The organism is Delftia sp. PX-1 (genome assembly GCF_055797465.1).
Genome location: NZ_CP184763.1, coordinates 2,928,885 through 2,951,425 on the forward strand (window position 1 = coordinate 2,928,885; position 22,541 = coordinate 2,951,425).

The 22,541-nt window shown below is 68.6% G+C and carries 19 protein-coding genes and 1 pseudogene; 4 read left to right on the plus strand and 16 right to left on the minus strand.

The window, feature by feature from the left end:
• Positions 1-12 precede the first annotated feature (12 nt).
• From ACN20X_RS13575 to ACN20X_RS13615, 9 genes and pseudogenes are all read right to left on the minus strand, one after another.
• Entirely contained in the window at positions 13-894 is an 882-nt protein-coding gene (locus ACN20X_RS13575) for a MurR/RpiR family transcriptional regulator (protein WP_016452430.1), read from the minus strand.
• A 120-nt stretch (positions 895-1,014) separates the two neighbouring features.
• The gene (locus ACN20X_RS13580) at positions 1,015-2,187 is read right to left on the minus strand and encodes a Gfo/Idh/MocA family protein (RefSeq protein ID WP_288898058.1); all 1,173 of its coding nucleotides are present in this window, start codon (positions 2,185-2,187) and stop codon (positions 1,015-1,017) included.
• A complete protein-coding gene (locus ACN20X_RS13585; RefSeq protein ID WP_473210702.1) occupies positions 2,184-3,158 on the minus strand; it encodes a TIM barrel protein in 975 nt (324 codons plus the stop codon). The genes ACN20X_RS13580 and ACN20X_RS13585 overlap by 4 nt, the downstream gene beginning before the upstream one ends.
• A gap of 24 nt (positions 3,159-3,182) precedes the next feature.
• On the minus strand, positions 3,183-4,196 hold the full coding sequence (locus ACN20X_RS13590) for a Gfo/Idh/MocA family oxidoreductase (RefSeq protein ID WP_473210703.1): 1,014 nt from the start codon (positions 4,194-4,196) through the stop codon (positions 3,183-3,185).
• Positions 4,197-4,210: 14 nt separating this feature from the next.
• Positions 4,211-5,030 (minus strand): annotated as a pseudogene (locus ACN20X_RS13595) (TIM barrel protein).
• The gene (locus ACN20X_RS13600; protein ID WP_016449900.1) at positions 5,027-5,974 is read right to left on the minus strand and encodes a sugar phosphate isomerase/epimerase family protein; all 948 of its coding nucleotides are present in this window, start codon (positions 5,972-5,974) and stop codon (positions 5,027-5,029) included. Before ACN20X_RS13600 ends, ACN20X_RS13595 begins: the two are co-directional and overlap by 4 nt.
• A gap of 24 nt (positions 5,975-5,998) precedes the next feature.
• Positions 5,999-7,036, minus strand: a complete 1,038-nt coding sequence (locus tag ACN20X_RS13605; RefSeq protein ID WP_016449899.1) for an ABC transporter permease — start codon at positions 7,034-7,036, stop codon at positions 5,999-6,001.
• 29 nt (positions 7,037-7,065) lie between these two features.
• Positions 7,066-8,616, minus strand: a complete 1,551-nt coding sequence (locus ACN20X_RS13610; protein ID WP_016449898.1) for a sugar ABC transporter ATP-binding protein — start codon at positions 8,614-8,616, stop codon at positions 7,066-7,068.
• Between the two features lie 73 nt (positions 8,617-8,689).
• Positions 8,690-9,670, minus strand: coding sequence for a sugar ABC transporter substrate-binding protein (locus ACN20X_RS13615; protein ID WP_034364972.1), 981 nt, complete (start codon positions 9,668-9,670; stop codon positions 8,690-8,692).
• 218 nt (positions 9,671-9,888) lie between these two features.
• Here ACN20X_RS13615 and iolD point away from each other — a divergent pair, with 218 nt between their 5' ends.
• The 4 genes from iolD (at position 9,889) to ACN20X_RS13635 (ending at position 15,040) form a co-directional block, all read left to right on the plus strand.
• A complete protein-coding gene (iolD, locus tag ACN20X_RS13620) occupies positions 9,889-11,772 on the plus strand; it encodes a 3D-(3,5/4)-trihydroxycyclohexane-1,2-dione acylhydrolase (decyclizing) (protein WP_473210704.1) in 1,884 nt (627 codons plus the stop codon).
• 89 nt (positions 11,773-11,861) lie between these two features.
• Positions 11,862-12,788: a myo-inosose-2 dehydratase gene (gene iolE / locus ACN20X_RS13625; RefSeq protein WP_473210705.1), complete on the plus strand. Its 927-nt coding sequence runs from the start codon at positions 11,862-11,864 to the stop codon at positions 12,786-12,788.
• Positions 12,789-12,832: 44 nt separating this feature from the next.
• Positions 12,833-13,930 carry a porin gene (locus ACN20X_RS13630; RefSeq protein WP_473210706.1) on the plus strand — a complete coding sequence of 366 codons (1,098 nt, stop codon included), beginning with the start codon at positions 12,833-12,835 and terminating at the stop codon, positions 13,928-13,930.
• Positions 13,931-14,065: 135 nt separating this feature from the next.
• The gene (locus ACN20X_RS13635; protein ID WP_473210707.1) at positions 14,066-15,040 is read left to right on the plus strand and encodes a DUF4434 domain-containing protein; all 975 of its coding nucleotides are present in this window, start codon (positions 14,066-14,068) and stop codon (positions 15,038-15,040) included.
• A 16-nt stretch (positions 15,041-15,056) separates the two neighbouring features.
• On the opposite strand, the gene ACN20X_RS13640 is transcribed toward ACN20X_RS13635, so the two are convergent.
• The 7 genes from ACN20X_RS13640 to ACN20X_RS13670 form a co-directional block, all read right to left on the minus strand.
• On the minus strand, positions 15,057-16,202 hold the full coding sequence (locus tag ACN20X_RS13640; RefSeq protein WP_016452419.1) for an acyl-CoA dehydrogenase family protein: 1,146 nt from the start codon (positions 16,200-16,202) through the stop codon (positions 15,057-15,059).
• 26 nt (positions 16,203-16,228) lie between these two features.
• Positions 16,229-16,930 (minus strand): alginate O-acetyltransferase AlgF, encoded by a 702-nt coding sequence (locus ACN20X_RS13645; RefSeq protein WP_016449891.1) that lies wholly within the window; start codon positions 16,928-16,930, stop codon positions 16,229-16,231.
• Between the two features lie 17 nt (positions 16,931-16,947).
• A complete protein-coding gene (locus tag ACN20X_RS13650) occupies positions 16,948-18,411 on the minus strand; it encodes an AMP-binding protein (RefSeq protein ID WP_473210708.1) in 1,464 nt (487 codons plus the stop codon).
• A gap of 69 nt (positions 18,412-18,480) precedes the next feature.
• Complete coding sequence (locus ACN20X_RS13655) at positions 18,481-18,720, minus strand: acyl carrier protein (protein WP_016449889.1); 240 nt, start codon at positions 18,718-18,720, stop codon at positions 18,481-18,483.
• A gap of 22 nt (positions 18,721-18,742) precedes the next feature.
• Positions 18,743-20,323: an MBOAT family O-acyltransferase gene (locus tag ACN20X_RS13660; RefSeq protein WP_473210709.1), complete on the minus strand. Its 1,581-nt coding sequence runs from the start codon at positions 20,321-20,323 to the stop codon at positions 18,743-18,745.
• A gap of 13 nt (positions 20,324-20,336) precedes the next feature.
• Entirely contained in the window at positions 20,337-21,470 is a 1,134-nt protein-coding gene (locus ACN20X_RS13665) for an alginate O-acetyltransferase AlgX-related protein (RefSeq protein ID WP_154834665.1), read from the minus strand.
• Between the two features lie 3 nt (positions 21,471-21,473).
• Positions 21,474-22,514 carry an alginate O-acetyltransferase AlgX-related protein gene (locus ACN20X_RS13670; protein ID WP_392442571.1) on the minus strand — a complete coding sequence of 347 codons (1,041 nt, stop codon included), beginning with the start codon at positions 22,512-22,514 and terminating at the stop codon, positions 21,474-21,476.
• Positions 22,515-22,541 lie beyond the last annotated feature (27 nt).

The following is a 22,541-nucleotide window of genomic DNA, read 5'->3' on the forward strand; positions in this document are numbered from 1 at the left end:
GCTTTGCTTTGTCTACTCGCCTGCCAAGCTGCCGGGCGCGGCTGACGAGCGCAGCGACAGCTCCAGCCGGTAGGCCAGGGCCACGAAAAGGCTTTGCGCCAGCCCCATGGCCGCCGTCAGCGCGCGAAAGCCGAAGGTGGCGCTGTCCTGTACGATCAGGGCCGCCTCGGCCTCGCGCGCAATGGGGCTCATGCGGCTGTCGGTCATGGCGATCAGGTGGGCGCTGCGCTGCCTGGCCCACTGCGCCACCTGCACGGTTTCGTCCGCATAGGGCATGAAGGAAATGGCGATCATCACGTCGCCGCTGCGCACCGACCGGATCTGCCCCTGCTGCATGCTGCCCAGCGCGCTGAACAGGCCTATGCGCTTGTCGGTGTGTTGCAGCGCATATTCCAGATACACGGCCACGGGAAACGAGCGGCGCGAGCCGGCGATCCAGATCGCCTGCGTGCCGGCCAGCAGCTCCACCGCCCGGTCGAATGCCTGACCGTCCAGGTTCTGGCGCAGCTGCTGCATGCCGGCCATGCCGCCTTTGAGGAATTCGTCGGCAATCTGCACGGGCTCCAGGGCGGCGGGGCCGGCCTCGACCATGTCGCGCACGCGCAGCTCATAGGCGCGGCCCGGCGCGATCTGCTCGGCAAGGCCTTCGCGGAACAGGCGCTGCATCTCGGAAAAACCCGAGAGCCCGAAATGCTTGGCAAACCGTACGACGGCTGAGGGCTGCACACCACATTGCGCGGCAAGGGACTGTATGCCTTGCAGGCCGAGCTGGTCGCGGTGGACCTCGATGTGGCGGGCAATGGCCTTGAGCTGCCGGCTCAGGCCATCGTATTCCTGGGCAATCTGCTGCAGGAGTCGGTCCACGGATGCGGGGGGCGGCGGGGAAGGGCTCATCGCAGGCGGGCCGGTGGGCGATCCCGGGGCAAGGGATCGACTGATTTCTGGATGGGCCATGATGCCATGGCGATCCCCGGGTCCCGGGCCGCTGGCAGCCCAGGCGGGGCATGGCATTCCCTAGCAGTAGTCCACCCAGATCCCGCCGGCATCGGCCGAGCGCACGCAGTTCTCCACCCAGCGCACGCCCTCGATGCCAGCGTGGATGTCCGGATGGTGGATGGTTTGCAGCGCCTCGCGATCGCGCCTGTCCGTGGCCTCCATGGCCAGCGCGAAGCGGTGGTAGAGGTTGGACCATGCCTCGAACAGGCCTTCCGCATGGCCTGCGCTGATGCGGTCTTCCTGCAGCGCGGCGGGGTGCAGATAGCCCATGCCGCGATCGAGCACCTGCGCCGGCTGGCCCTGGACTTCGTGGCGCAGCTGGTTGGGGTGTTCGTCCCACCATTCGAGGCTGGCCCTGGCGCCGATGACGCGCAGCTTGTGCCCATGCATGGAGCCGCTGTTGACCGCGCAGGCCCACAGGTAGCCCATGGCGCCGCCCTGGTACTGCATGAGGGTGAAGGCGTTGTCCTCCAGCGGGGCGCGGCTGCTGACGAAGCTCTGCCGGCTGCACATCAGCCGCTCGATCTTCAGCCCCGGCAGCATCACCTGGGAAAGGTACAGCGGATGCGTGCCAATGTCGCCCAGCACATAGCTGGGGCCGGCAAAGGCCGGGTCCATGCGCCAGCGCGCGGCGGGGCTGGACTGCTCCACCGCCTCGCTGTGAAAGCCGTGCGAGAACTGCATCTGCACGATGCGGATGTCGCCCAGCTCGCCCCGCGCGATCATCTCGCGCGCCTGGGCGATGAGCGGGTGGCCGGCATAGCCGTAGGCCACGCCGACCATGCGGTTCCTGGCAAGGGACAGCTCCAGCAGCTCCTTGGCCTCGGCCGTGGTGAAGCACAGCGGTTTCTCGCAGACCACGTGCAGGCCTGAGAGCAGGGCGGCCTTGCAGATCTCGAAATGGGTGTTGTTGGGCGTGGCGATGGATACCGCGCGAATGCCGTCCGGGCGGCCGGCCTCGGCCTCGAACATCGCCCGGTAGTCGGCGTAGCAGCGCTGCACGTCCACGCCCAGTTGTTCGCCGAACCGGCGCCCGCGCGCGGCATCGATGTCGAACGCCCCGGCCACGAGCCGGAAATTGTGGTCGCGCAGCGCCGCCGACCGGTGCACATGGCCGATCTGGCTGTTGTGTCCGCCGCCGACCATGCCCCAGGCAATCGGGCGGCCGGGCAGAAGGGTTCCGTCGATCATGGTGTCCACCTTTGTGTTGCGTCTTCAGCAAAAGCGTCTTCAGCAAAACCTGTGCGGGCCAGGAAGGCGCGGCTGGCGGCCACGTCGGGCAGGCTGGCACCCGCATTGCGCGGGTCGCGCTCCTGCTCCACCGTGATGCAGCCTGCATAGCCGATCTCCCGTAGCGTGGCGCCTATGGCCGGATAGTCGAGCACGCCTTGGCCGATGGGGCACATCACGCCCCGGGCGCAGGCGTCGAAGAACGCAATGCGCTCGCCCATCACCTGCCCGTACACCTGGGCGTCTATGTCCTTGAAATGCACGTATTCCAGCCGTGCCGCATGCCGGCGCAGCCAGCTTGCCGGGTCCATGCCGCTGTAGTGCAGGTGGCCGGTATCCAGGCACAGTCCGGCGGCCTGCGCCGGCACGTCGGCGGCGATGCGGTCGATCTCGTCGGCAAATTCGATGTAGCCGCCCGCATGCGGATGGATCACCGCGCGCACGCCGAAGCCGCTCCAGGCAAGGTGCGCTATCTGGCGGATGTGATCGACCATGGCGGCCCAGCGTGCATCGGACAGGCGCGGGGCGCGGTCCGGGTGGCCGGCCTCGAAGTCGCGCTCGGGGTGGCCCCAGTCCATCACCACGAGATAGGGCGCCGGGTAGCGTTGCCCGGCTGCAGCGGCCGGCCTGGGAAGCTGGCTGATGAGTCCGCAGATCTCGCGAGTCTGGCGCAGCAGCTGCGGCAGCCGGGCCGGCGAGACGAGATCGTCGAAGATCGTGCCGGCGGTGATGCACAGGCGCCGCTGCGTGAATTCCGTGCGTACCAGGGCCGCGTCGAGCGGGATGTAGCCGCAGGGGCCGAGTTCCATGCCCCGAAAGCCCGCCTCGCAGGCCTCGTCCAGCACCTGGCGCCAGGGCGGCAGGTGCGGGTTGTCCACGTTGTCCACGCCCCAGCAGCAGGGCGCGCAGCCAATGGTCAGGGACGCTGTCATGGTCGCAGTCATGGCGTCAGGGGCTCAGGGCTGGTAGAACGCCGGGCGCGCTGCGCTCGCCATGCGCTCTATCGCGCCGGAGGACTGCGCCAGCAGGCAGGCATCGGCGGCCACTGCGGCGGCGTAGCCGTCCCAGGCCGAGGGACCTGTCAGTTGCCGGTCGCGCACGCCGTCGATGAAGGCCTGCAGCTCCGCGTCGTAGGCGGCGATGAAGCGCTGCTTCCAGTCGGTCAGCAGGGGCGTGCAGCTGCTGGCCGCGCGCTTCATGGGCACGGCCGCAGGCTCCGGCAGGCGCGCGATGCCCGTCTCGCCCACCACTTCGCACTGGATGTCGTAGCCGTACCGGCAGTTGACGAATACCTCCACGTCGATGCGCACACCGCCCACGGTCTCCAGCAGGATGATCTGCGGATCGTTCAGATGCGGCAGTGCGTGGCGCGTCTTCCTGGGGAACACCACCTGGGCGCTGGCGTAGTCGTCGTCCAGCAGCCAGCGCAGGACATCGAGCTCGTGGATCAGCGTGTCGGTGATGGCCATGCTGGTGGTGTAGCCCCCGTCCACCGTGGGATTGCGGTGCGCGCAGTGCACCATCAGGGGCGCGCCAATCTCGCCGGCGGCGATGACATGGCGCAGCGCACGGTAGCCCGCGTCGTACGGGCGCATGAAGCCGACCTGCACCAGGCGCCGGCCCTGCGCCACCTCCGCTTGCACGATGCGCATGCAGCCTGCGGCGGTCACCGCCAGCGGCTTTTCACAGAACACGGGCTTGCCGTGGGCGATGGCCTCCAGCACCAGTTCCTCGTGCGAGGGACCCCAGGAGGTGACCAGCACCGCCTGCACCTGTGGCGCGGCGATCAGCGCCCGGCCGCTGTCCATGATCTCGATGGCCGGATCATGTCCGGCCACCACGTCCCGCGCCTGCTGCGCATCGATGTCTGTCACCGCCACCACCCGGGCGCCCGACAGCACCCGGGAGATCCTGCGGATGTGGTCTTGTCCGATGGCTCCGCAGCCTATTGCTCCGATCTGCAGCGTCATATGGTTCCCTTCTTTCAAAGCAATGAATGGCGGATGAAGTCCATGCTCTGGCGCAGCAGGGCTTCGTTGCTGTCCGCGTCCGTGATCCGGGCCGCGAACGGCTCGAACGAGACCGGGCCGCCATAGCCGCGATCGAGCAGTTCTCGCAACTGGGCGATGTTGCCCAGGCGGTCTCCTTCGCCGACCAGCACGCGGTGGCCGTCGCGCATCTGGCCGTCTTGGAGCCGGTGGTCCTCGACGCCCGAGACATGCACCAGCCCGGTCAGGTCGGGAAAGAAGATGTCTTCGCCGGCCAGGTAGTGGTGGAAGCTGTCGTGCACCAGCCTGAAGTGGCGTTCGCCGGCTGCGCCGTAGATCGCCTCGACGGCATCGGACTTGCGGCGCAGCGCGCACTCGGCAAAGCCCAGGGGCTCGACCAGTCCCTGCACGCCATGGCCATCGAGGAGGGGGCGCAGCTGCCTGAGGGCATGCACCAGGTCGCGCCGCCGCTGGCCGGGCGTGCGCGGGTCGGCCCTGTCGTTCAACGGGCACATGACCAGGGCCCGGGCGCCGCAGTCACGCGCATACGCCGCCAGCGCGCGCCTTGCGCTCCAGGCCGGCGTCGAAAACGTCGAAGGGATACAGCGCGTTGATGGACACGATGGTGATGCCGGCCTGCCGCGCCGCGGCCTGGATGGCGGCGGGCGCCGTGCCGTCGCAGGTCTCGGCATGGGACAGGTCGTTGCGGATCTCGATGGCCGACACGCCCAGGCGCCGGCACATGGCCAGGTAGCCGGCAAACGGCATGCGAGAGGCGCTGATGCGGTTGATGGCGAAATGGATGGGATTCGTCATGGGCCGGGACTCGGGTGGGAAGCGGTGGTCAGGGGCGCAAAGCGGTCCGGGAAATGCCTTTCCAGCTGTTGCTGTATCTGCTGGCGCATGAAGCGGCTGGATTCGGCCGCACGCTCTTCCCAGGCGAACACGCAGGACGACAGAACGCCGTCGAAGCCGGCGCTGCCCAGCGTGCCGAAGAACAGGTCCCAGTCGATCTCGCCCTGGCCCATGTCCAGGTGCTGGTGCACGCGGATGTGGTGCGAGCCCGGCGGGTTGACGATGTAGCGCAGCTGGCTGCTCTTCCTGTGGTCGAAGGTGTCGGCCACGCGCACATGGGCCAGCAGCGGCGCGGCTTCGCGCAGCATGGCGGCCATGTCGCCGCCGTAGTGGAAGGTGTGCGGGGCGATATAGGACAGCCGCAGCGCCTTCGAGCCCATGTTCCTCACGATGTCCATGGCCGGCTGCAGCTGCTCTATCCAGTCCTCCGGATGCGGCTCCACGGACAGCGTGATGCCTTCGCGCTCCAGGATGGGCAGCAGCTCGTCCATGGAGCGGAACCAGGCGGCCTCGCACATCTCCTTCGGATTCGCGCCGGCAGGACCGTTCACCGAGCGCTCGGGCGAGGCTCCACGGCCGAACTCCGAGACCATCAGCGCGCACTCCATCTCGATGGCCACCTCGATGGCCTTCTTCCAGCAGCGCATCGCCCATTGCCGTTCGTCCTCGAACGGGCTGGCCCAGCGGTACATGGGCTGCAGCGATGCCAGTGCCACGCCGCTGGCGCGCATGGCCTGGCGGAATGCGGCCATGCGCTCCTTGGTGGCGCGCGGCATCACCCACCAGTCCAGGAAATCGCTGCGCGGCGACAGCTCGATGTGCGCATAGCCCAGTTCGGCCACGGCCTGCGGCAGCCGGTCCAGCGGCTCGTGCCGGATCATGTAGGGATCGAGGGCGATTTTCATGGTGTCTGCCTGCAGGGCGCGCCGTCAGCGCCGCGCCTTCTTGTTGCGGTACTGGTCGGCGACCACGGCCGCGACGATGATGGCGCCCTTGACCATCTCCTGGTAGTAGGCGTCGATGCGGATGAAGGTGAAGCCCGAGGTCATGACGCCCAGGATCAGCACGCCGATCACCGTGCCGGTGATGCGGCCCATGCCGCCGGCCAGCGAGGTGCCGCCGATCACCACGGCGGCAATTGCATCGAGCTCGTACATGACACCCATGCCCGACTGGCCCGAGATGGCCCGCGCCGCCGTCACCGTGCCGGCGATGCCGCCGAGCAGGCCGGCAATCATGTAGACCCAGACCAGATGCCGCTGCACGTTGATGCCCGAAACCACGGCTGCCTGGCGGTTGGAGCCGATGGCATAGGTGAATTTGCCGAAGCGCGTATGGCGCAGCACCACGTGGAAGACGGCGGCGAGCACCAGAAAGATGATCACCGGATGGGCGCCGGAGCCGATCGCTGCGAAGTCGTCGGTCAGCATGGAGACGGGCGTGCCGTTGGTGAACCACTTGGCAAAGCCGCGTGCGGCCACCATGGTGCCCAGCGTGGCGATGAAGGGCGGAATGCCCGTGAAGGCGATCAGCGAGCCGTTGAGCAGGCCGACCATCAGGCCCACGCACATGCCGGCCGCCACCGGCCAGACCACGGGCAGGTCGGTCAGCTGCGGGAACACGGCACGCGGAAAGTCGGACACCTGTGCCAGGCTGGCGGACACCACGGCGGTGGCGGCCACCACCGAGCCCGACGACAGGTCGATGCCGCCGGTGATGATGACGAGGTTGACGCCCACGGCGATGATGCCGATCACCGCCATCTGCAGCACGATGATCTGCAGCCGCTCGGCGTTGAGCAAAAAGCTCTGGCCCACGGTGAGCCAGCCGGCCGCCTCGAAGAACAGTGCAATGCCCAGCAGCACCAGAAAGATGCTCAGTTCCGGCGGCCGCCTGGCCCGGTGCAGCGGGCCGGTGCCCGGGCCGGGCGGGGAGGGGGCCTGCGAAATCGATGGGGTATTGCTCATCTTGCCTGTCTCCGCTTGGGGTCCCCGGCTCAGCGGGAAGCCAGTTCCATGATCCGTACCTGGTCTGCGTCCCTGCGCTCGACGATGCCCGTCATGCGTCCCTCATGCATGACCAGGATGCGGTCGCTCATGCCCAGCACTTCGGGCATCTCCGAGGAAATCATCAGCACGGCCGCGCCCTCGGCGGCCAGCGTGCCGACAAGGCGGTGGATCTCGGCCTTGGCGCCGACATCGATGCCGCGCGTGGGCTCGTCGAGGATGAGGATGCGGGGCCGCGTCAGCAGCCAGCGGCCGATCAGCAGCTTTTGCTGGTTGCCGCCCGACAGGTTCTGTATCTGTTCATGCAGGCCGGGCGACTTGATGCGCAGCGTGCGCGCCATGTGCTCGCAGTCGCGGCGCAGCGCAGCCCGCTCGACGAAGCCGCACTTCACATGGCGGCTGCTCAGCACCGCCATCTCCATGTTGGCCTGCAGGTCCAGGCCCGTGAAGCAGCCGGTGTCCTTGCGGTCCTCGGTGAGAAAGGCCATGCCGTGCCGCATGGCCTGCGCGGGCGAGTCGATCTTCACCGGCCGGCCGTCGATGCGGATCTCGCCGCTGGTGGCGGGCACCACGCCGAACAGCGCTTCGGCCAGATTGGAGCGCCCGGAGCCCACGAGGCCGGCCACGCCCAGGATTTCCCCGGCGCGCAGCTCGAAGCACAGACCGCTGAACACGCCCTGCACGCCCAGCCCGTCCACGGACAGCACCACGTCGCCCAGGGCCACGTCCTGCTTGGGGAACATCTGTGTGATCTCGCGCCCCACCATCATGCGGATGAGGTCGTCGCGCGTGACGTCGGCGGCCGCATGCGTGCCTATGTAGCGGCCATCACGGAACACCGAGAACTCGTCGGCGATCTCGAACAGCTCGTTCATCTTGTGCGTGATGTAGACGATGCCTTTGCCCTGGCTGCGCAGGTGGCCGATGATGCGAAACAGGTGCTCCACCTCCCTGTCGGTGAGCGCGGAGGTGGGCTCGTCCATGATCAGCACCTCGGAGTCGAAGGACACGGCCTTGGCGATCTCCACCATCTGGCGGCTGGCCACGGTCAGCGTGCGCACCTCGGCCCCGGGATCGATGCCGATGGCCAGCCGGTCGAACAGCGCCTGCGTGCGCTGGCGCAGCTGGCGGTGGTCGACCAGGCCGAGGCGGTTGAGCGGCTCGCGGCCAATCCAGATGTTCTCGGCCACGCTCATGCCGGGCATGAGGTTCAGCTCCTGGTGGATCATGGCAATGCCCTGCTGCAGCGCATCCAGCGGGCCGTGCAGCGTGACGGGCCTGCCCCTGAGGCGGATCTCGCCCTGGTCGGGCGCATGCATGCCGGCAATGATCTTCATCAGCGTGGATTTGCCGGCGCCGTTCTCGCCCATCAGCGCATGCACGCTGGCGCTGCGCACGCGCAGCTGCACATCGGCCAGTGCCACGACGCCGGGAAACGACTTGCCCACGCCACGCACTTCCAGAAGCCAGTCGCCAGCAGGGGATGGGGAAGCTGCAGGCCAGGGGGCGGCCTGCGGCCTGCCCGGCGAGACGGTGGGCATGGGCACTCCTTGGAGGACAGGTTGTGAAGAGGTGGCGGGGGTGACGGGGCGACGCGGACCAGGCGAGGCCGGCTCAAGGCCTGGCGTACTGGTCCATGTTCTCGGGCGTGACCAGTTCGAAGGGCACGTTCACGAAGCGCTCCACGGCCTGCTTGCCGGCCAGGCGCAGGGCGGCATCGACGGCATTGGCGCCCTGGCCCGCCAGGTTCTGGAAGACGGAGACCTTGAGGTCGCCGTTCTTCATGGACGCCAGCCCGTCCGGCGTGGCGTCTATGCCGGCCACGATCATGTCGGGCGTCCATTTCCTGGCCGACTTCAACGCGTTGATGGCGCCTATCGCCATCTCGTCGTTGTTGGCGAGGATGGCGTCGAACTTCATGCCCGAACTCAGCCAGTTCATGGTGATGTCCTGGCCCTGCGTGCGGCTCCATTTGCCTTCGCGCTTGTCCAGGATCTTCATGCCTGCGCACTCGCGGGTCGCCAGCACTTCCTCGATGTCGCGGGTGCGCACGCGCGCCGAGTCGTTGGACAGTTCGCCCATCAGCACCAGCAGGTCGCCCCGGCCGCCCAGCAGCTTGCAGACCTGGCGGGCCTGCAGCGTGCCCGACAGCTTTTCATCGGACGCGACCACGGCAGTGCCTGCGGGCAGCTTGTCGAAATCCACGGGCTGGCGGTTCACGTAGACCAGCGGAATCCGGGCGGCGCTCACCATGCGGGTGATCTTGGGCGTGGCGTCGGTATCGACCGGGTTGACGATGATGGCGTCGGCCCGCTGGGCAATCATGTTCTGGATCTGGCTCAGCTGCTTGCCCACGTCGTTGCCGGCGTCCTCGATCTGCACGCCGGCTCCGTGCTTTTTCGCTGCATCGACGATGCCGTTGCGCAGGATGGTCAGGCCCGTGTCGTCAAACAGCGCCATCGCCACGCCGATCCTGAGGGGCTGCACCGGGGCCTGGGCCTGCGCTGCCCGTGGCTGTGCCTGAGCCTGGCCATGCAACGGCAGGGCGGCCAGAAGGGCTGCGGCAATGGCAGCCAGCAGGTGTCTTTTACTCATCCCTCGTCTCCTTGTTCCTGAGCGGCAGCGGGCGCATGCAGGCCCCGCATGGACTCGCCACACACCGGATTGCACCGGACCGTGAGGGGAACTGTAGTTCCGCGTCGTGAAATTTTGGAAATTAATTTCTAAGTGATTACACCTAAGGAAAATAATTTCCAATAGTTTTAATCTTTCGGCCATGTTCTGAACGGCGGACATCGGAGACAAGGCAAGCCATGACAAGCACTGTGAGATTGACCGTCAGCCAGGCGCTGGTCCGCTACCTGGCGGCCTTGCGGGCCGAGGTCGTGCAGCCGGACGGCAGCACCTCCATCCAGCCCTATTGCGGCGGCGTGTTCGCCATCTTTGGGCATGGCAACGTGGCCGGGCTGGGCGAGGCCCTGCATGCCGAAAGGCACAGGCTGCCCACCTTTCGCGCCCACAGCGAACAGGGCATGGCCCATGCGGCCGTGGCCTTTGCCAAGACCCATTTCCGCCAGCGCATGATGGCCGTGACCTCCAGCATCGGCCCCGGCGCCACCAACCTGGTGACCTCCGCCGCGCTGGCGCATGTGGCGCGCCTGCCGCTGCTGCTGCTGCCCGGGGACATCTTTGCCTCGCGCCTGCCCGATCCCGTCCTGCAGCAGGTGGAGAGCTTCGAGCAGGGTGATCTGAGCGCCAACGACTGCCTGCGCCCGGTCACGCGCTACTTCGACCGCATCATGCAGCCCGGGCAATTGCTGGCGGCCTTGCCGCGCGCCATCCAGGTCATGACCGACCCGGCGCAGTGCGGCCCCGCCTGCCTTGCGCTGCCGCAGGATGTGCAGACCCAGGCCTTCGACTGGCCCATGGATTTCTTCCACCCGCCGCTGATCCTCCAGCGTCGCCCGCCGGCCGATGCCGCCGAGCTGGAGCAGGCCGTGGCCTTGCTGGCCTGCGCCAAAAGGCCGCTGATCGTGGCGGGCGGCGGCGTGCTGTACAGCCAGGCCTGGGAGGCCTTGCGCGTGTTTGCCGAAACGCATGGCGTGCCGGTGGCCGAGTCGCAGGCCGGCAAGGGCAGCCTGGCCTGGGACCATGCCCTCAACCTGGGCGCCATCGGCGTGACCGGCTCGCCGGCTGCCAACCACGCGGCCCGGCACTGCGATGTGCTGCTGGCCATCGGCACGCGGCAGCAGGATTTCACCAGCGGCTCGCAGGCGCTGTACAGCCAGGCCACGGTGCTGGGCCTGAACGTGCAGCCCTTCGATGCCGCCAGAAAGCGTGGCCGCCAGCTGGTGGCCGATGCCCGTACTGGCCTGGCCCAGCTGGGTGCAGGATTGGCCGGCTGGCGGGCCGATCCACGGTGGACCGAAGAGCTGCGCGCCCGGGCTTCAGCCTGGGCACAGCGCGTGGCGGAGCTGACATTGCACGCGCCCCAGGGCGAGCTGCCCTGTGACGCCGAGGTGATCGGGGCCTTGCGCGAGTCTGCCGCCGACGCAGGGCTGGACAGCGCCCGCAATGACGTCGTGGTCTGCGCGGCCGGCACGCTGCCGGCCGAGCTGCACAAGCTGTGGCGCAGCGGCCTGCCGGGCAACTACCACGTGGACTATGCCTATTCCTGCATGGGCTACGAGATCGCGGGCGGCCTGGGCGTGAAGCTGGCGCGGCCCGAGCGCGAGGTCATCGTGCTCGTGGGTGATGGCTCCTACATGATGCTCAACGCCGAGCTGGCCACCTCGGTGCTGCTGGGCCGAAAGATCATCGTCGTGGTGCTGGACAACCGTGGCTACGGCTGCATAGAGCGGCTGCAGATCCGCTGCGGCGGCGCCAGCTTCAACAACATGCTCGACGACTGCGTGCCCGAGGGCGGCGAGCGCTCGTCCATAGATTTCGCCCGCCACGCCGCTGCCATGGGGGCCGAGGCCGTCCACGTGGGCGGTGTGCAGGAACTGCGCCGCGAAATGCTGCGTGCGCGGGCGTCCCGCCGCAGCCAGGTGCTGGTGATAGATACCACCCACCACCGCACCACGGCCGACGGCGGCGCCTGGTGGGAGGTTGCCGTGCCCGAGGTCTCGGACCGCCCCGAGGTCCAGGGCGCGCGGCGCGAGTACCTGCACCACAAGGCAGGCCAGCGGCGCTGACGCCGCGCCACCGTCGCCCCGCCCGATTTCTGCCCATCTGCCCATCTGCCTAACTGTCTAGGCGCCTATCTGCCCCAAGGAGGACTCGCATGAACTGGAAGGTTCGCATCGGTATCAATCCCCTGTCCTGGATGAACGACGACCTCCCTTCGCTGGGGGGCGATACGCCGCTGGACACGGCACTGAAGGAAGGCGCCGAGATCGGCTACGCGGGTTTCGAGCTGGGCAACAAGTTTCCGAAAACCGGCCCCACGCTCAAGGCCAGGCTCGACGCGTACGGGCTGGCCTGCGTCTCCGGCTGGTACTCGGGCTTTCTGGCGCAGGCCGATGCGGGCAGCGACGACCAGGCCCTTGCCGCCGAGGCCGAGCGCTGCAAGCCCCACATGGACAGGCTGCGCCACAACGGCGTCGACGTGGTGGTCTATGGCGAATGCGCGGGCACGGTCCAGGGGCAGATCGGCACGCCTGTGTCCCGGCGCCCGCGCTTTGCCGACGATGCGGCCTGGCAGCGCTATGCGTGGCGGCTGGATGCCTTTGGCGCGCACCTGCTGGAGTGTTACGGCATCCGGCTGGCCTATCACCACCACATGGGCGCCCAGGTGGAATCCCCGCAGGATGTGGACCGCCTGATGGCGCTGACCGATCCGCGCAAGGTCTTTCTGCTGTTCGATACCGGCCATGCCTACTACGGCGGCGCGGCCGATCCGGCGGCGCTGCTGAAAAAACATGTGGCGCGCGTGGCGCATGTGCATTGCAAGGATGTGCGTCCCCAGGTGATTGCCCAGGCGCGCCAGGGCGACTGGAGCTTTCTGCAGGGCGTGGTCAACGGCATCTTCACGGTGCCGGGTGACGGCGCGCTCGACTTCGAGGCGGTGCTGCGCACGCTCAGGGATGCCGGCTACCAGGGCTGGCTCGTGGTCGAGGCCGAGCAGGACCCCGCCATCGCGCCCGGCTACGCATACGCGAAAAAGGGCTACGAGACGCTGCGCGCGCTCGTGGACCGGCTGGGCGCCTGAGGCCATCCGGCATCGAGGCATGAAAACCAAGGGAGGACAACGTCATGACATCTGCAATCCACCACGCCCTGCGGGGCCCTGCGGCCCGGGCCACCGTACCTTGCCTGTGCGCTGCGGCGCTGGCCGGCGCAGCCAGTCTGGCCGCGGCGCAAGGCAGCGTCACGCTGTATGGGCGCATCGTCAGCGGTGTCGACTATATGAGCCGCATTGCCGAGGGGCCGGGCCGGTCTTCCGATCAACTCCGGCACGCCGGGCAATGGGGCGCGACCTGGTGGGGGCTGCGCGGGGCCGAGGACCTGGGTGGCGGCCTGAGCGCCGTCTTCCATCTCGAAAGCCAGTTCTCGGCCGACGACGGCACGGTGGGCGACAGCTTCTTCAGCCGCTATGCGGTGGTCGGCCTGCGAAGCCAGACGTACGGCACGCTGCTGCTGGGCCGGGCCATGGGCATTCCGGACGGCGAGGTCTGGGCGCTGGACCCCATGGGCCTGCAGGCCATGGGCGCGGGCACGCTGCAGGGCAACCGGACCTGGGGGTCGCGCCCCAATGCCATCAGCTACCAGTCGCCGGCCTGGGGCGGGCTCTCGTTTCGCACCCAGCTGGGGCTGAACGGGGAGGCGGGCCGTTCCCGGGCCGGGCGCCAGGCCGCCGCCAGCGTGGGCTATGAGCAGGGGCCGCTGGTGCTCAAGGCCTTCTACGAAGAAATCCGTGACGGCAACGGCGCGTTCAGTTCGCTCTACACGGCATCGCGCCTGTACACGGTGGGCGCAACCTACCGCGTGGGCGGCCTCAAGCTGTTCACGGGCTACAGCCAGATCCGGTCAGGCCTCCTGACGGTGGCCGACGCCGACAACCCGGCAGGCGCCCGCAGGCAGCAGACCTACTGGATGGGCGCCAACTACCAGGCCACGCCGGCGCTGGTGCTGGTGGGCGGCGCCTACCGCGCCAACCGCAGTGGCGGCGGCGCCAGCCTGCTGAGCCTGGGTGCCAACTACCATCTTTCCCGGCACACCATGCTGTATGGCACGGTGGGCACCCTCTCCAACGGGGGCACAGCCTCGTTCTCGGTGGAGGCCAACAGCGGCAAGCCGCTGCCCGGCTCCGGCCAGCAGGGGCTTTACGCGGGCGTCGTGCACTCGTTCTGAAGCCGCCTTTGCCGCGCATCAACCCTCAGCCCGGCCGGGTCAACGCCCGCTGGGCCGGCCCCCTTGGGGCGGGGCGGTGCCGCTTGGCTGTATTCTTGGCGCTTGCCTTCACGCAGCCTTGCGGCCGTCCCCAACATGCATTTGTCCAGACGCGAATTCCTCGGCGCCGGCGTGGCCGCCGCCTGTGCCTCGCTGGTCGGTTGCGCGGCCTCGGCGCCCGTGTCGGGCAGTTTCCTGCAGCCGTGGCGCAGCCATCTGGAGATGCCGCGCGACCAATGGCGCCAGCGCCTGGCCGCCACCCAGGCGCTGGGCTGCCGCGAGCTGTTCGTGCAATGGAGCGGCCTGCTGGGCGATACCGAGGCGGACAGCTGGATGCTGGCCGACGCGCAGATCGCCGACCTGCTGGACATCTGCACCGAACTGGGCATGGGCGTGCACCTGGGCCTGCCCTATGACGAGCGCTGGTGGAAGCAGATCAGCCTTGACAACGCCGCAGGCCCTGCGCCCTACCTGGCGCATATCGCCGAGCTGGGCGCCAGCCACATGTACGCCAGCACCTGGCCGCGCCATGCGGCCTTTCGCGGCTGGTACCTCCCCTACGAGCTTGAGCAGTACCACTGGGCCGCGCCCGAGCGCATCGAGCTGCTGGTGAGCGCGCTGCAACCGCTGGCCCAGGCGGCAGCGGCCACATCCGGCCAGGTGCCCGGCATCTCCACCTATTTCAGCCAGCTGCAGACCCTGGGCAGCCTGCCCACGCTGTGGAGCATCCTGCTGGACCGCGTGTCCCTGCGCCCCATGGTGCAGGACGGCGTGGGCGTGGCGGGCCTGGGCAATTACGAGGCGCTGGCGCCGCTGCAGCAGATGCTGCTCGAGCGCAGGGCGCCGTTCGATCTCATCGTGGAGCTGTTCGAGCAACTGCCGCCCGCGCGGCCCGATGGCTCGGACTTCCAGGCGCGCACGGCCAGCTTCGAGCGCGTGCGTCGCCAATGGGACGTGGCCCGCGACTACGGCGCCCAGCGCGTCGTTGCCTTCGCCATCGATCCCTGGGTGCTGAACGACACGCCCGAAGCCCGGCAACTGCTGCGCGGGTGGAAATCCGCCGCGCGCTGAGCGGCAGGCGGCCGGGTCAGAAGCGCTTGGCGATGATCTCTCGCAGGATCTCGCTGCTTCCGCCGAAGATGCGCAGTGCCCTTGCATCGGCCCAGGCACGGCCGATGCCGTATTCGGCCATGTAGCCGTAGCCGCCGTGCAGCTGCAGCAGCTCGTCCAGCACCTGGCCCTGCAGCTCGGTGGCGTTGAGCTTGGCCATGGCGGCGGTGACGGAGTCCAGCGAGCCTTCCATGTGCTGGGCCAGGCAGTCGTCCAGGAAGACGCGCAGCATGGTGGTCCTGGCCAGGGCGTCGGCGAACTTGAAGCGGGTGTTCTGGTAGTCGAGCACGCGGCGCCCGAAGACCTTGCGGTTGCGCACGAACTCGGCAGCCTCGTCCAGCATGCCTTCGGTGGAGGCCGCCGCACGCAGCGCGATCGCCAGCCGCTCCTGCGCCAGCTCCTGGGTCACATGCTCGAAGGCTGCGTTCTCGCGCCCCAGCAGGTGGTCGGCCGGCAGGTGCAGCTCGTCGAAGAACAGCTCGCAGGTGTCCTGGCTGTGCTGGCCTATCTTGCGCAGCGCCGGGCCCTTGCCCAGGCCCTTCATGCCTTCTTCCACCACGAACAGCGACAGGCCGCGCGCGCCCAGGTCGGGCTCGGTGCTGGCCAGCACCACCATCAGGCCGGCGTTGACGCCGTTGGTGATGAAGGTCTTCTGGCCGTTGAGCACGTAGCCGCCGCCTTCACTCTCGCTCTTGCGGCGGGCGCGCGTGCGCACGGCCTTGAGGTCGCTGCCCGCGCCGGGCTCGGTCAGCGCGATGGCGCCGATCAGCTCGCCCGTGGCCATGCGCGGCAGCCAGCGGTCCTTCTGCACCTGCGTGCCGAAGTTCCAGAGATAGGGCGCCACCATGTCGGAGTGGATGGAAAAGCCGATGCCCAGGCAGTTGGCACGCGCCAGCGCCTCGATGACCACGGCCGCGTGGCCGAAGTCCCCGCCCTGGCCGTACGGCGGGGGCAGGTCGCAATTGAGCAGGCCGCTGTCGCCAGCCTTGCGCCACAGGGCGCGCGGCGTGATGCCCTCTGCCTCCCAGTCATTGATGTGGGGCAGGATCTCGGTGGCCACGAATCGGTCCACCTGTTCCTTGAACAGCAGGTGGTCTTCACGCAATACGGAGCGGGTGCGCATGTCTGTGTCGGTCTCCTTGGGCAGGGTCAGGGGCGATAGGTGTCGGTGGCGCTGGCCTGGCCGCGCAGCACGGGGGAGGCGGCCGTACCCGTCATGAACAGGCTGTAGTGGTCGCCGGGCTGCAGCTGGGGCAGTGCCAGCGGCGCGCTGACGGCCTTGGCGCAGCTGGCACTGAGCTGGGCGCTGACCGGGTTGATGGAGCGGCTGGCCGATGCAGCCGGCGCCACGCCCGTGAACAGGGGCGTGCCCGCGGGCGCGACCTGCAGGCTGCCCTGGGGGCAGTCCGTGGTGAGGTTGTAGAAACGCAGCTCGGCCTTGAGCGCGTCCTGGCTGCCGCCGGAGTCGTCGATGGCCGTGAAGCGCGTGGCCGCGTTCTTGCCCTGGCGCTGCGGCACCAGGGTGGTGAAGCTGCCCGGCGCCACCTTCATGCTGCCGGCGCTCTTGCCGTCCAGCTGGATGGCAAAGGGCGTGTCGCCCTTGACGATGGCGTAGCTGCTGGCCGGCTTGCTGCCGGACAGCGTCTGCTCGGGGCCGTCGGCGATCTTCACGCGCAGGCTGCCCGCGTCGGGGTGGACCACGCGCACGAAGGACGAGCCTGCGGGGGGGCGCGCGGCGTACAGCTGGGCCAGCGTGCCTTCGGCATGCGCTGCAGGCAGGCAGGACAGGGCCGCCAGCCCGGCCAGGGTGAACAGTGCTTGGCGCCTCACAGCGGAAAAAACGGAAGTCATGCCTGCAGATCCTTGTTTCATTGGGCGGGGCGCATGCGCGAGTCGAGGTACATGCGCTCCAGTTGCTTGCGGTCGGCCTTGTCGGTCTGGGTCAGCGGAAAGCCATGGCAGGCCAGCAGTTCCGACGGAATCATGTAGGGCGGCACGCGCTGGGCCAGCAGTTCGCGCCATCCGGCCAGGTCTTCGGGCAGGGGGTGCATGCCGGGCGGGCCGCTGCGGTCCAGGTCCACGAAGCCGATCATGCGCACGATGAAGCCATCGGGCCGCTTGAGCGCCACCGCCGCGCCTGCGCGCACGCCGGGCAGGGTGGCCAGCACGGCATCGACCTCGGCCAGCTCGATGCGGTAGCCGTGCATCTTGATCTGGTCGTCGCGCCGGCCGTGGAAGGTGACCAGGCCCTCGCCGTCGATCTCGCCCAGGTCGCCCGTGCGGTAGCCGCGCTTGCCGTTGCGCATGAACATGCGTGTGGCGTGCAGGTCGGGGCGGTTGAGGTAGCCGCGCATCACATGGTCGCCGGCTACGCAGATCTCGCCTTCGTCCAGGAAGACGTCGGCATAGGGCTTGGCCCGGCCGATGGGAAATGGCAGCGGCGCGCGCTGGCGCAGCGCGGGGTCGATCTCCACCCAGGAGGTGGAGCAGGTGGCCTCGGTGGGACCGTAGGAGTTGATGATGCGCGCCTGGGGAAAGCGGCTCCACAGCGCCTCGGCCACGGTGGGCGTGAGCGATTCGGCGCCGAAGACGAAGACGCGCAGGTCGGGCAGGTGCTGCTGGTCGAAGTCAGCATCCAGCAGCTGCTGGCGCACGAAGGAGGGCGTGGATGCCCAGACGTTCACATGGGTGCGCGCCAGGTAGGCGGCAAATGCCTGGCGGTCGGCAATGGTCTCGCGCGCGCACAGCACGCAGGCACCGCCCGTGACCAGGGCGCCCATCCAGTTGAACAGCGAAAAGTCGAAGCTGAACAGCATCTGGTCCATGAACACCGGCGCCTCGCCCAGGGCCAGGCAGTCGCGTATCCAGCCGGCGAACAGGCCCATGCTCTCGCGCCCGATCTGCACGCCCTTGGGATCGCCCGTGCTGCCCGAGGTGAACATGATGTAGGCCAGCGATTTTTCCTGCAGCGGCTGCGCGGCGATGCCGGTGTCCACAAAGCTGCGGGCCTGCGCGTCGTAGCGCAGGCCGGCCTGCACCAGCGTGGCGATGCGCGCCATGCGCTCGGCCGGGTTGATCACGTCCACCGGCACGAAGGGCACGCCCAGGCGCAGGCAGCCGAGGATGGCCACGAGAAAGGCCGTCTCCTTGTGCCCCGTGATCAGCAGCGGCTCGTCGCGGCGAGCGCCGCGTGCCAGCGCCTGCTGCTCCCATTGCTCCACGGCCTGGGCCAGTTGCTGCCAGCCCAGCGTGCCGGCGGCATCGATGACGGCCGGCCGCTGCGTGCCGGCGTCGGGCTCGATGAAGTCGAAGCGGTCAAAACTGAATCGCATGCGGGCTCCTTGCGGCGGTGGATGGATGGGGATGGCTGCGCAGGCCGGGCCGACAGTGCCGGCGTCTCATCACGCCTTGCGCTGCTCGGCCACGTACTGCGCCAGCGTTTGCACGGACTCCAGGTGCAGGTCGATCTCCGATGGCGGTATCTTGACGCCGAATTCCTTCTCGATGGCCAGGGCCACGTCCACGGCGGACAGCGAGTCCACCAGGCCCGATTCGAGCAGCAGCGTATCGGGCTCGACCGAGGTCAGGATGATGGCTCCGATGATCTGGGCAATCTTGGTTTCGATGTCATTGTGGGACATGCTTTTTTCTCCAACAGGCGTTTCAGAACTGGAAATACAGGAAGCGGGTTTCCTTGTGCAGGTTGACCAGGCACAGGAAGAGCAGGACCAGGGTCACGGCCGTCCAGCCCGCGCTGGGGCGCCAGCGCATCCAGGCCTGGGGCGCCTCCTGCACCTTGAACATGGCGGGCGAGAAGCGGCCCAGGATCTGGTGGGCATTGGGCGTGAACCAGGCAATGGCCAGCAGCAGCAGCACCAGGGCCAGCTGCATATGGTGGCCTATGGCCAGGCGGATGGCATCGCCCAGTGCCAGGCCCTGGACGTGGGACAGCGACTCCAGCGCCTCCACGCCGCGCAGGCCGGCCATGCCCTTGAGCAGCAGCATGGCGTCGCCCACGCCGTGGGCGCGGAAGAAGGTCTGGGCGATGAGCACGGCGATGAAGGTGATGACAACGCACAGCGCCTGCACGCCCCAGCCCGATTTGCGGGCGGCGGCCGGCTTGCGGCTGACCACGAAGATGCGCCAGGCATGGTTGACTGACAGGTAGAAGGCATGCAGCAGGCCGAAGATCACGTACTGCAGGCCGGCGCCGTGCCAGATGCCCGCCAGCCCCATGGTGAACAGCGTGGGCACGACGATGGTGGCCGCAAAGCCGCCCGGCGTGCGCGCGGCGCTCGATCCCACGGACAGCCCGCGCTTTTCGCGTGCGCGCGAGATGGCCATGGCCACGGGGTAGTACAGGTAGGCCGTGAGGTAACGCGTCAGCGTCATGTGCCAGCGCGCCCAGAAGTCGATGATGCTGCCGGCCTTGTAGGGCGAGTTGAAGTTCAGCGGGAAACGGATGCCGAACATGCGCGCCAGGCCCAGGGCCATGTCCGAATAACCCGAGAAGTCGAAGTACAGCTGCAGCGCGTAGCTGAGGCTGGCGCCCCAGGCGGCCCAGAACTGCAGCTCGCCGGGCGCGGCGAAGCCGGCGTCCGCATAGGGTGCGATCTCGTCGGCCAGCAGCACCTTCTTGGCCAGGCCGATCACGAACAGCGTGCCCCCGATGGACAGGTTGTCCGCGCGGAACCGGTAGTTATCCGGCTGCGCGAACTGCGGCATCATTTCCTTGTGGTGCAGGATGGGCCCGGCAATCAGGTGCGGGAAGAAGGTGACGAACAGCACGTAGCTGAGCAGGCTGCGTTCCTTGACGATGCCCGAGCGGCAGTCCAGCAGGTAGCCGATCTGGGTAAAGGTGAAGAACGAGATGCCCAGGGGCAGGATCAGCTCGTGCATGCCGCCCTGCGTCAGCCCCCATTCGCCCAGGAAGTTGAACAGCGTGGCGAAGTACTTGTAGTGGAACAGTGCCGCCAGGTCCGCGCCCACGCCCAGCGCAGTCACCAGCCCCTGCAGCCGCGCATGGCCGGCAAAGCGCAGGATCAGCCGGCTCACCACGTAGTTGAAGGCAATGGACAGGGCCAGCAGGGCGACGAACTGCGGGTTCCACCAGCCATAGAAGACGAAGGACGTCAGGCACAGCCAGAACGCGGCCAGCCGCAGGCTGATGGTGCCGGCCAGGTAGTGGCCCGCCAGCGCGATGGGCAGGAACAGCAGCAGGAAAAGATAGGAGTTGAACAGCATGTAGCGGGCGGTTTCACGCAGGCGGGGAGGCGGCGTCCAGCTCCTTGAGCGCCGCTTTTTCATCGTCCGTCAGGGGCAGGGACAAGGTGTTTTCCGAGAACTCCCAGATCACCAGCCGCAGGCTGGCCGGCCAGGAGGCGCGGCGCTTGAGGGCGGACACCATGGCGCCGCTGAACTGGCCGCCATCCATGCTGAGGTTCCAGACTTCATGGCCCAGCGCGCGGCCCAGCTGTGGCGCGAAATTGCTGCGCAGGCCGTTGGAGCTGCCGGCCAGCAGCACCTGCACGGGCGGCGTCTCGTCCAGCAGGCCGCCGCCGCGCACGGGGGTGATGGCCTGGGGGCGTATTTCGTCGCGCTGCGGGCGCCAGCCTGCCGGTGCGTCGGCCAGGCCGGCCAGGGCCAGCAGGTCGCCGGGCAAGGGCTGCAGCGGCCCGGGTGCAGACTCCTCGAAGGCTTGGCTGCCGCGCTGCCCGCCCAGCAGCGGCAGCGCGGCCCGGGCCACGGCCAGGGCGGCGGCGCGTGCGCCCTCGGCGTTCATGTGCACGTCGGTGCGAAAGAACACGGGCTGCGTCTGCTCCTGGGCCTGCAGGGCGGGGCGCAGGTCGGCAAAGGCAATGCCGTCGGCCTGCAGGCGCTGCTGCCACAGGTCCAGGCGCTGGAGCATCACGGGTGCCACGGGCAGGCCGCACAGGTGGTCGGCCTCGATGCGCGACTTGTCGGGCACGGCCACCACCAGGGTGGCAATGCCCTTGTCCTGCAACTGCCGTGTCCAGTGGCGCAGCAGGCGTTGGCGCGCCTCGAAGGGCGCGGCGCCTACCCCGGGCTGGGGCCGCAGGCCGTCGCGGTAGAACATCCACTGCGGGCAGCCCAGGGCCACCTGCGCGCCCGTATCGCCCAGCAGGCGATAGCGCAGCGCGGCCTGGCCCGTCTCCAGCGAAGACTGGGCGGGCAGGCGCAGGCCCTTGTTCAGCGCCGTGCCCGCGCGGCCATCGAGCCAGGCCGACAGCTGCAGCTCGCCGGCCTTGGGGCCGTGGCGGGCCAGCGACCAGCCACCCCAGGCCAGGCCCGACAGCAGCAGGGCGCCCCAGATCCAGGCATTGCGCCGGTGGCCCTTGTCGGTTTGCAGGTCTTGCGCGGCTTGGTCCACGGGTCAGCCCTTGAGTGCGGCGCGCAGCCGCTCCAGCCAGGTGGCGCTGGGCATGAGGGAGGCGTTGTCCCACTGGCCGGCCGCGTTGGGGCCGTAGCTGTAGGTGGGCTCGAACATCTGCCACACCAGCACCTGGGGCTTGTGGGCCTTGAAGGCAGGTGACTCCAGATATTCCAGCAGCATGGTCCACTGGCCCACGTTGCCGGGTTTCCAGTTCAGCGAGACCGGGCGGTCCAGCAGGTTGGAGAGCTTTTGCGGAAAGCCGAAGTAGGGCTGGACCATGCTGTGGCCGGTGACATGGACGGGGGCGGGCTCATCGTCGAGCAGGCCCTTGGCCGGAGCCTGGCGGCGCACGGTATAGACCTCGCGGCCGATCTGCTTGCGCTCCTCGGCGGTCAGAAACAGCTCGGCCAGGTCGCCATAGCGGCGCTCGGTGACGGTGTCGCCCAGGGCCAGGCCGCTGCCGGCGCTGCCGGCCAGCTGGGGCACCTCGCCCTGGACCATGCGGGCGGTGGCCTCGGCCGTGGCGTCGGCTGCCGCCTGGGTCCAGTGCTGGTCGGTGCGGTAGAACACGTCCTTGCCGCTGTCGCGCACGGTGCGCAGCACGGCCTCGTCGTCGAAGCTGGGAATGCCTGCGCCCTGCAGCGCCTGCAGCACCTGCTTGTAGCGGCCCTGGACATCGGCGCTCATGGCCTTGCCATCGGGCATTTTGTCAGCGTAGAAGCGCACCTTGTCGGGCAGCAGCAGCACCTGCAGCTTCACGCCGCGCGCGGCCAGCAGGTTGCGCGCCTCGGTGATCAGCCGCGTGGATTCCGTGATGCCGGCGCGGTCCACCTGGGTCAGGCTGCCCCAGCCCGGAAACAGCCACCCGTCCTTGCCCCTGAGAACGATGGAGGAGCTGTCCTGTGCCTGGGCCTGAGCCGTACCCTGCGCTGCCAGCGCGCCCAGCACCAGGGCGCAGCCGGCCAGCCCGCGTGCGGCGCGCGCCATGCCCGAGCGCAGTCCGTGCAGGGCGGGGCGGGGTGCTTGCTTGGTCGAATCCATGGGAGCTTTCTCCTTTTCTCTTGTCTG

Bases quoted from the DNA above. Each gene is read 5' to 3' on its own strand.
- ACN20X_RS13575 (WP_016452430.1), bottom strand. From the start codon at position 894: ATGAGCCCTTCCCCGCCGCCCCCCGCATCCGTGGACCGACTCCTGCAG.
- ACN20X_RS13580 (WP_288898058.1), bottom strand. From the start codon at position 2,187: ATGATCGACGGAACCCTTCTGCCCGGCCGCCCGATTGCCTGGGGCATG.
- ACN20X_RS13585 (WP_473210702.1), bottom strand. From the start codon at position 3,158: ATGACAGCGTCCCTGACCATTGGCTGCGCGCCCTGCTGCTGGGGCGTG.
- ACN20X_RS13590 (WP_473210703.1), bottom strand. From the start codon at position 4,196: ATGACGCTGCAGATCGGAGCAATAGGCTGCGGAGCCATCGGACAAGAC.
- ACN20X_RS13600 (WP_016449900.1), bottom strand. From the start codon at position 5,974: ATGAAAATCGCCCTCGATCCCTACATGATCCGGCACGAGCCGCTGGAC.
- ACN20X_RS13605 (WP_016449899.1), bottom strand. From the start codon at position 7,036: ATGAGCAATACCCCATCGATTTCGCAGGCCCCCTCCCCGCCCGGCCCG.
- ACN20X_RS13610 (WP_016449898.1), bottom strand. From the start codon at position 8,616: ATGCCCACCGTCTCGCCGGGCAGGCCGCAGGCCGCCCCCTGGCCTGCA.
- ACN20X_RS13615 (WP_034364972.1), bottom strand. From the start codon at position 9,670: ATGAGTAAAAGACACCTGCTGGCTGCCATTGCCGCAGCCCTTCTGGCC.
- iolD (WP_473210704.1), top strand. From the start codon at position 9,889: ATGACAAGCACTGTGAGATTGACCGTCAGCCAGGCGCTGGTCCGCTAC.
- iolE (WP_473210705.1), top strand. From the start codon at position 11,862: ATGAACTGGAAGGTTCGCATCGGTATCAATCCCCTGTCCTGGATGAAC.
- ACN20X_RS13630 (WP_473210706.1), top strand. From the start codon at position 12,833: ATGACATCTGCAATCCACCACGCCCTGCGGGGCCCTGCGGCCCGGGCC.
- ACN20X_RS13635 (WP_473210707.1), top strand. From the start codon at position 14,066: ATGCATTTGTCCAGACGCGAATTCCTCGGCGCCGGCGTGGCCGCCGCC.
- ACN20X_RS13640 (WP_016452419.1), bottom strand. From the start codon at position 16,202: ATGCGCACCCGCTCCGTATTGCGTGAAGACCACCTGCTGTTCAAGGAA.
- ACN20X_RS13645 (WP_016449891.1), bottom strand. From the start codon at position 16,930: ATGACTTCCGTTTTTTCCGCTGTGAGGCGCCAAGCACTGTTCACCCTG.
- ACN20X_RS13650 (WP_473210708.1), bottom strand. From the start codon at position 18,411: ATGCGATTCAGTTTTGACCGCTTCGACTTCATCGAGCCCGACGCCGGC.
- ACN20X_RS13655 (WP_016449889.1), bottom strand. From the start codon at position 18,720: ATGTCCCACAATGACATCGAAACCAAGATTGCCCAGATCATCGGAGCC.
- ACN20X_RS13660 (WP_473210709.1), bottom strand. From the start codon at position 20,323: ATGCTGTTCAACTCCTATCTTTTCCTGCTGCTGTTCCTGCCCATCGCG.
- ACN20X_RS13670 (WP_392442571.1), bottom strand. From the start codon at position 22,514: ATGGATTCGACCAAGCAAGCACCCCGCCCCGCCCTGCACGGACTGCGC.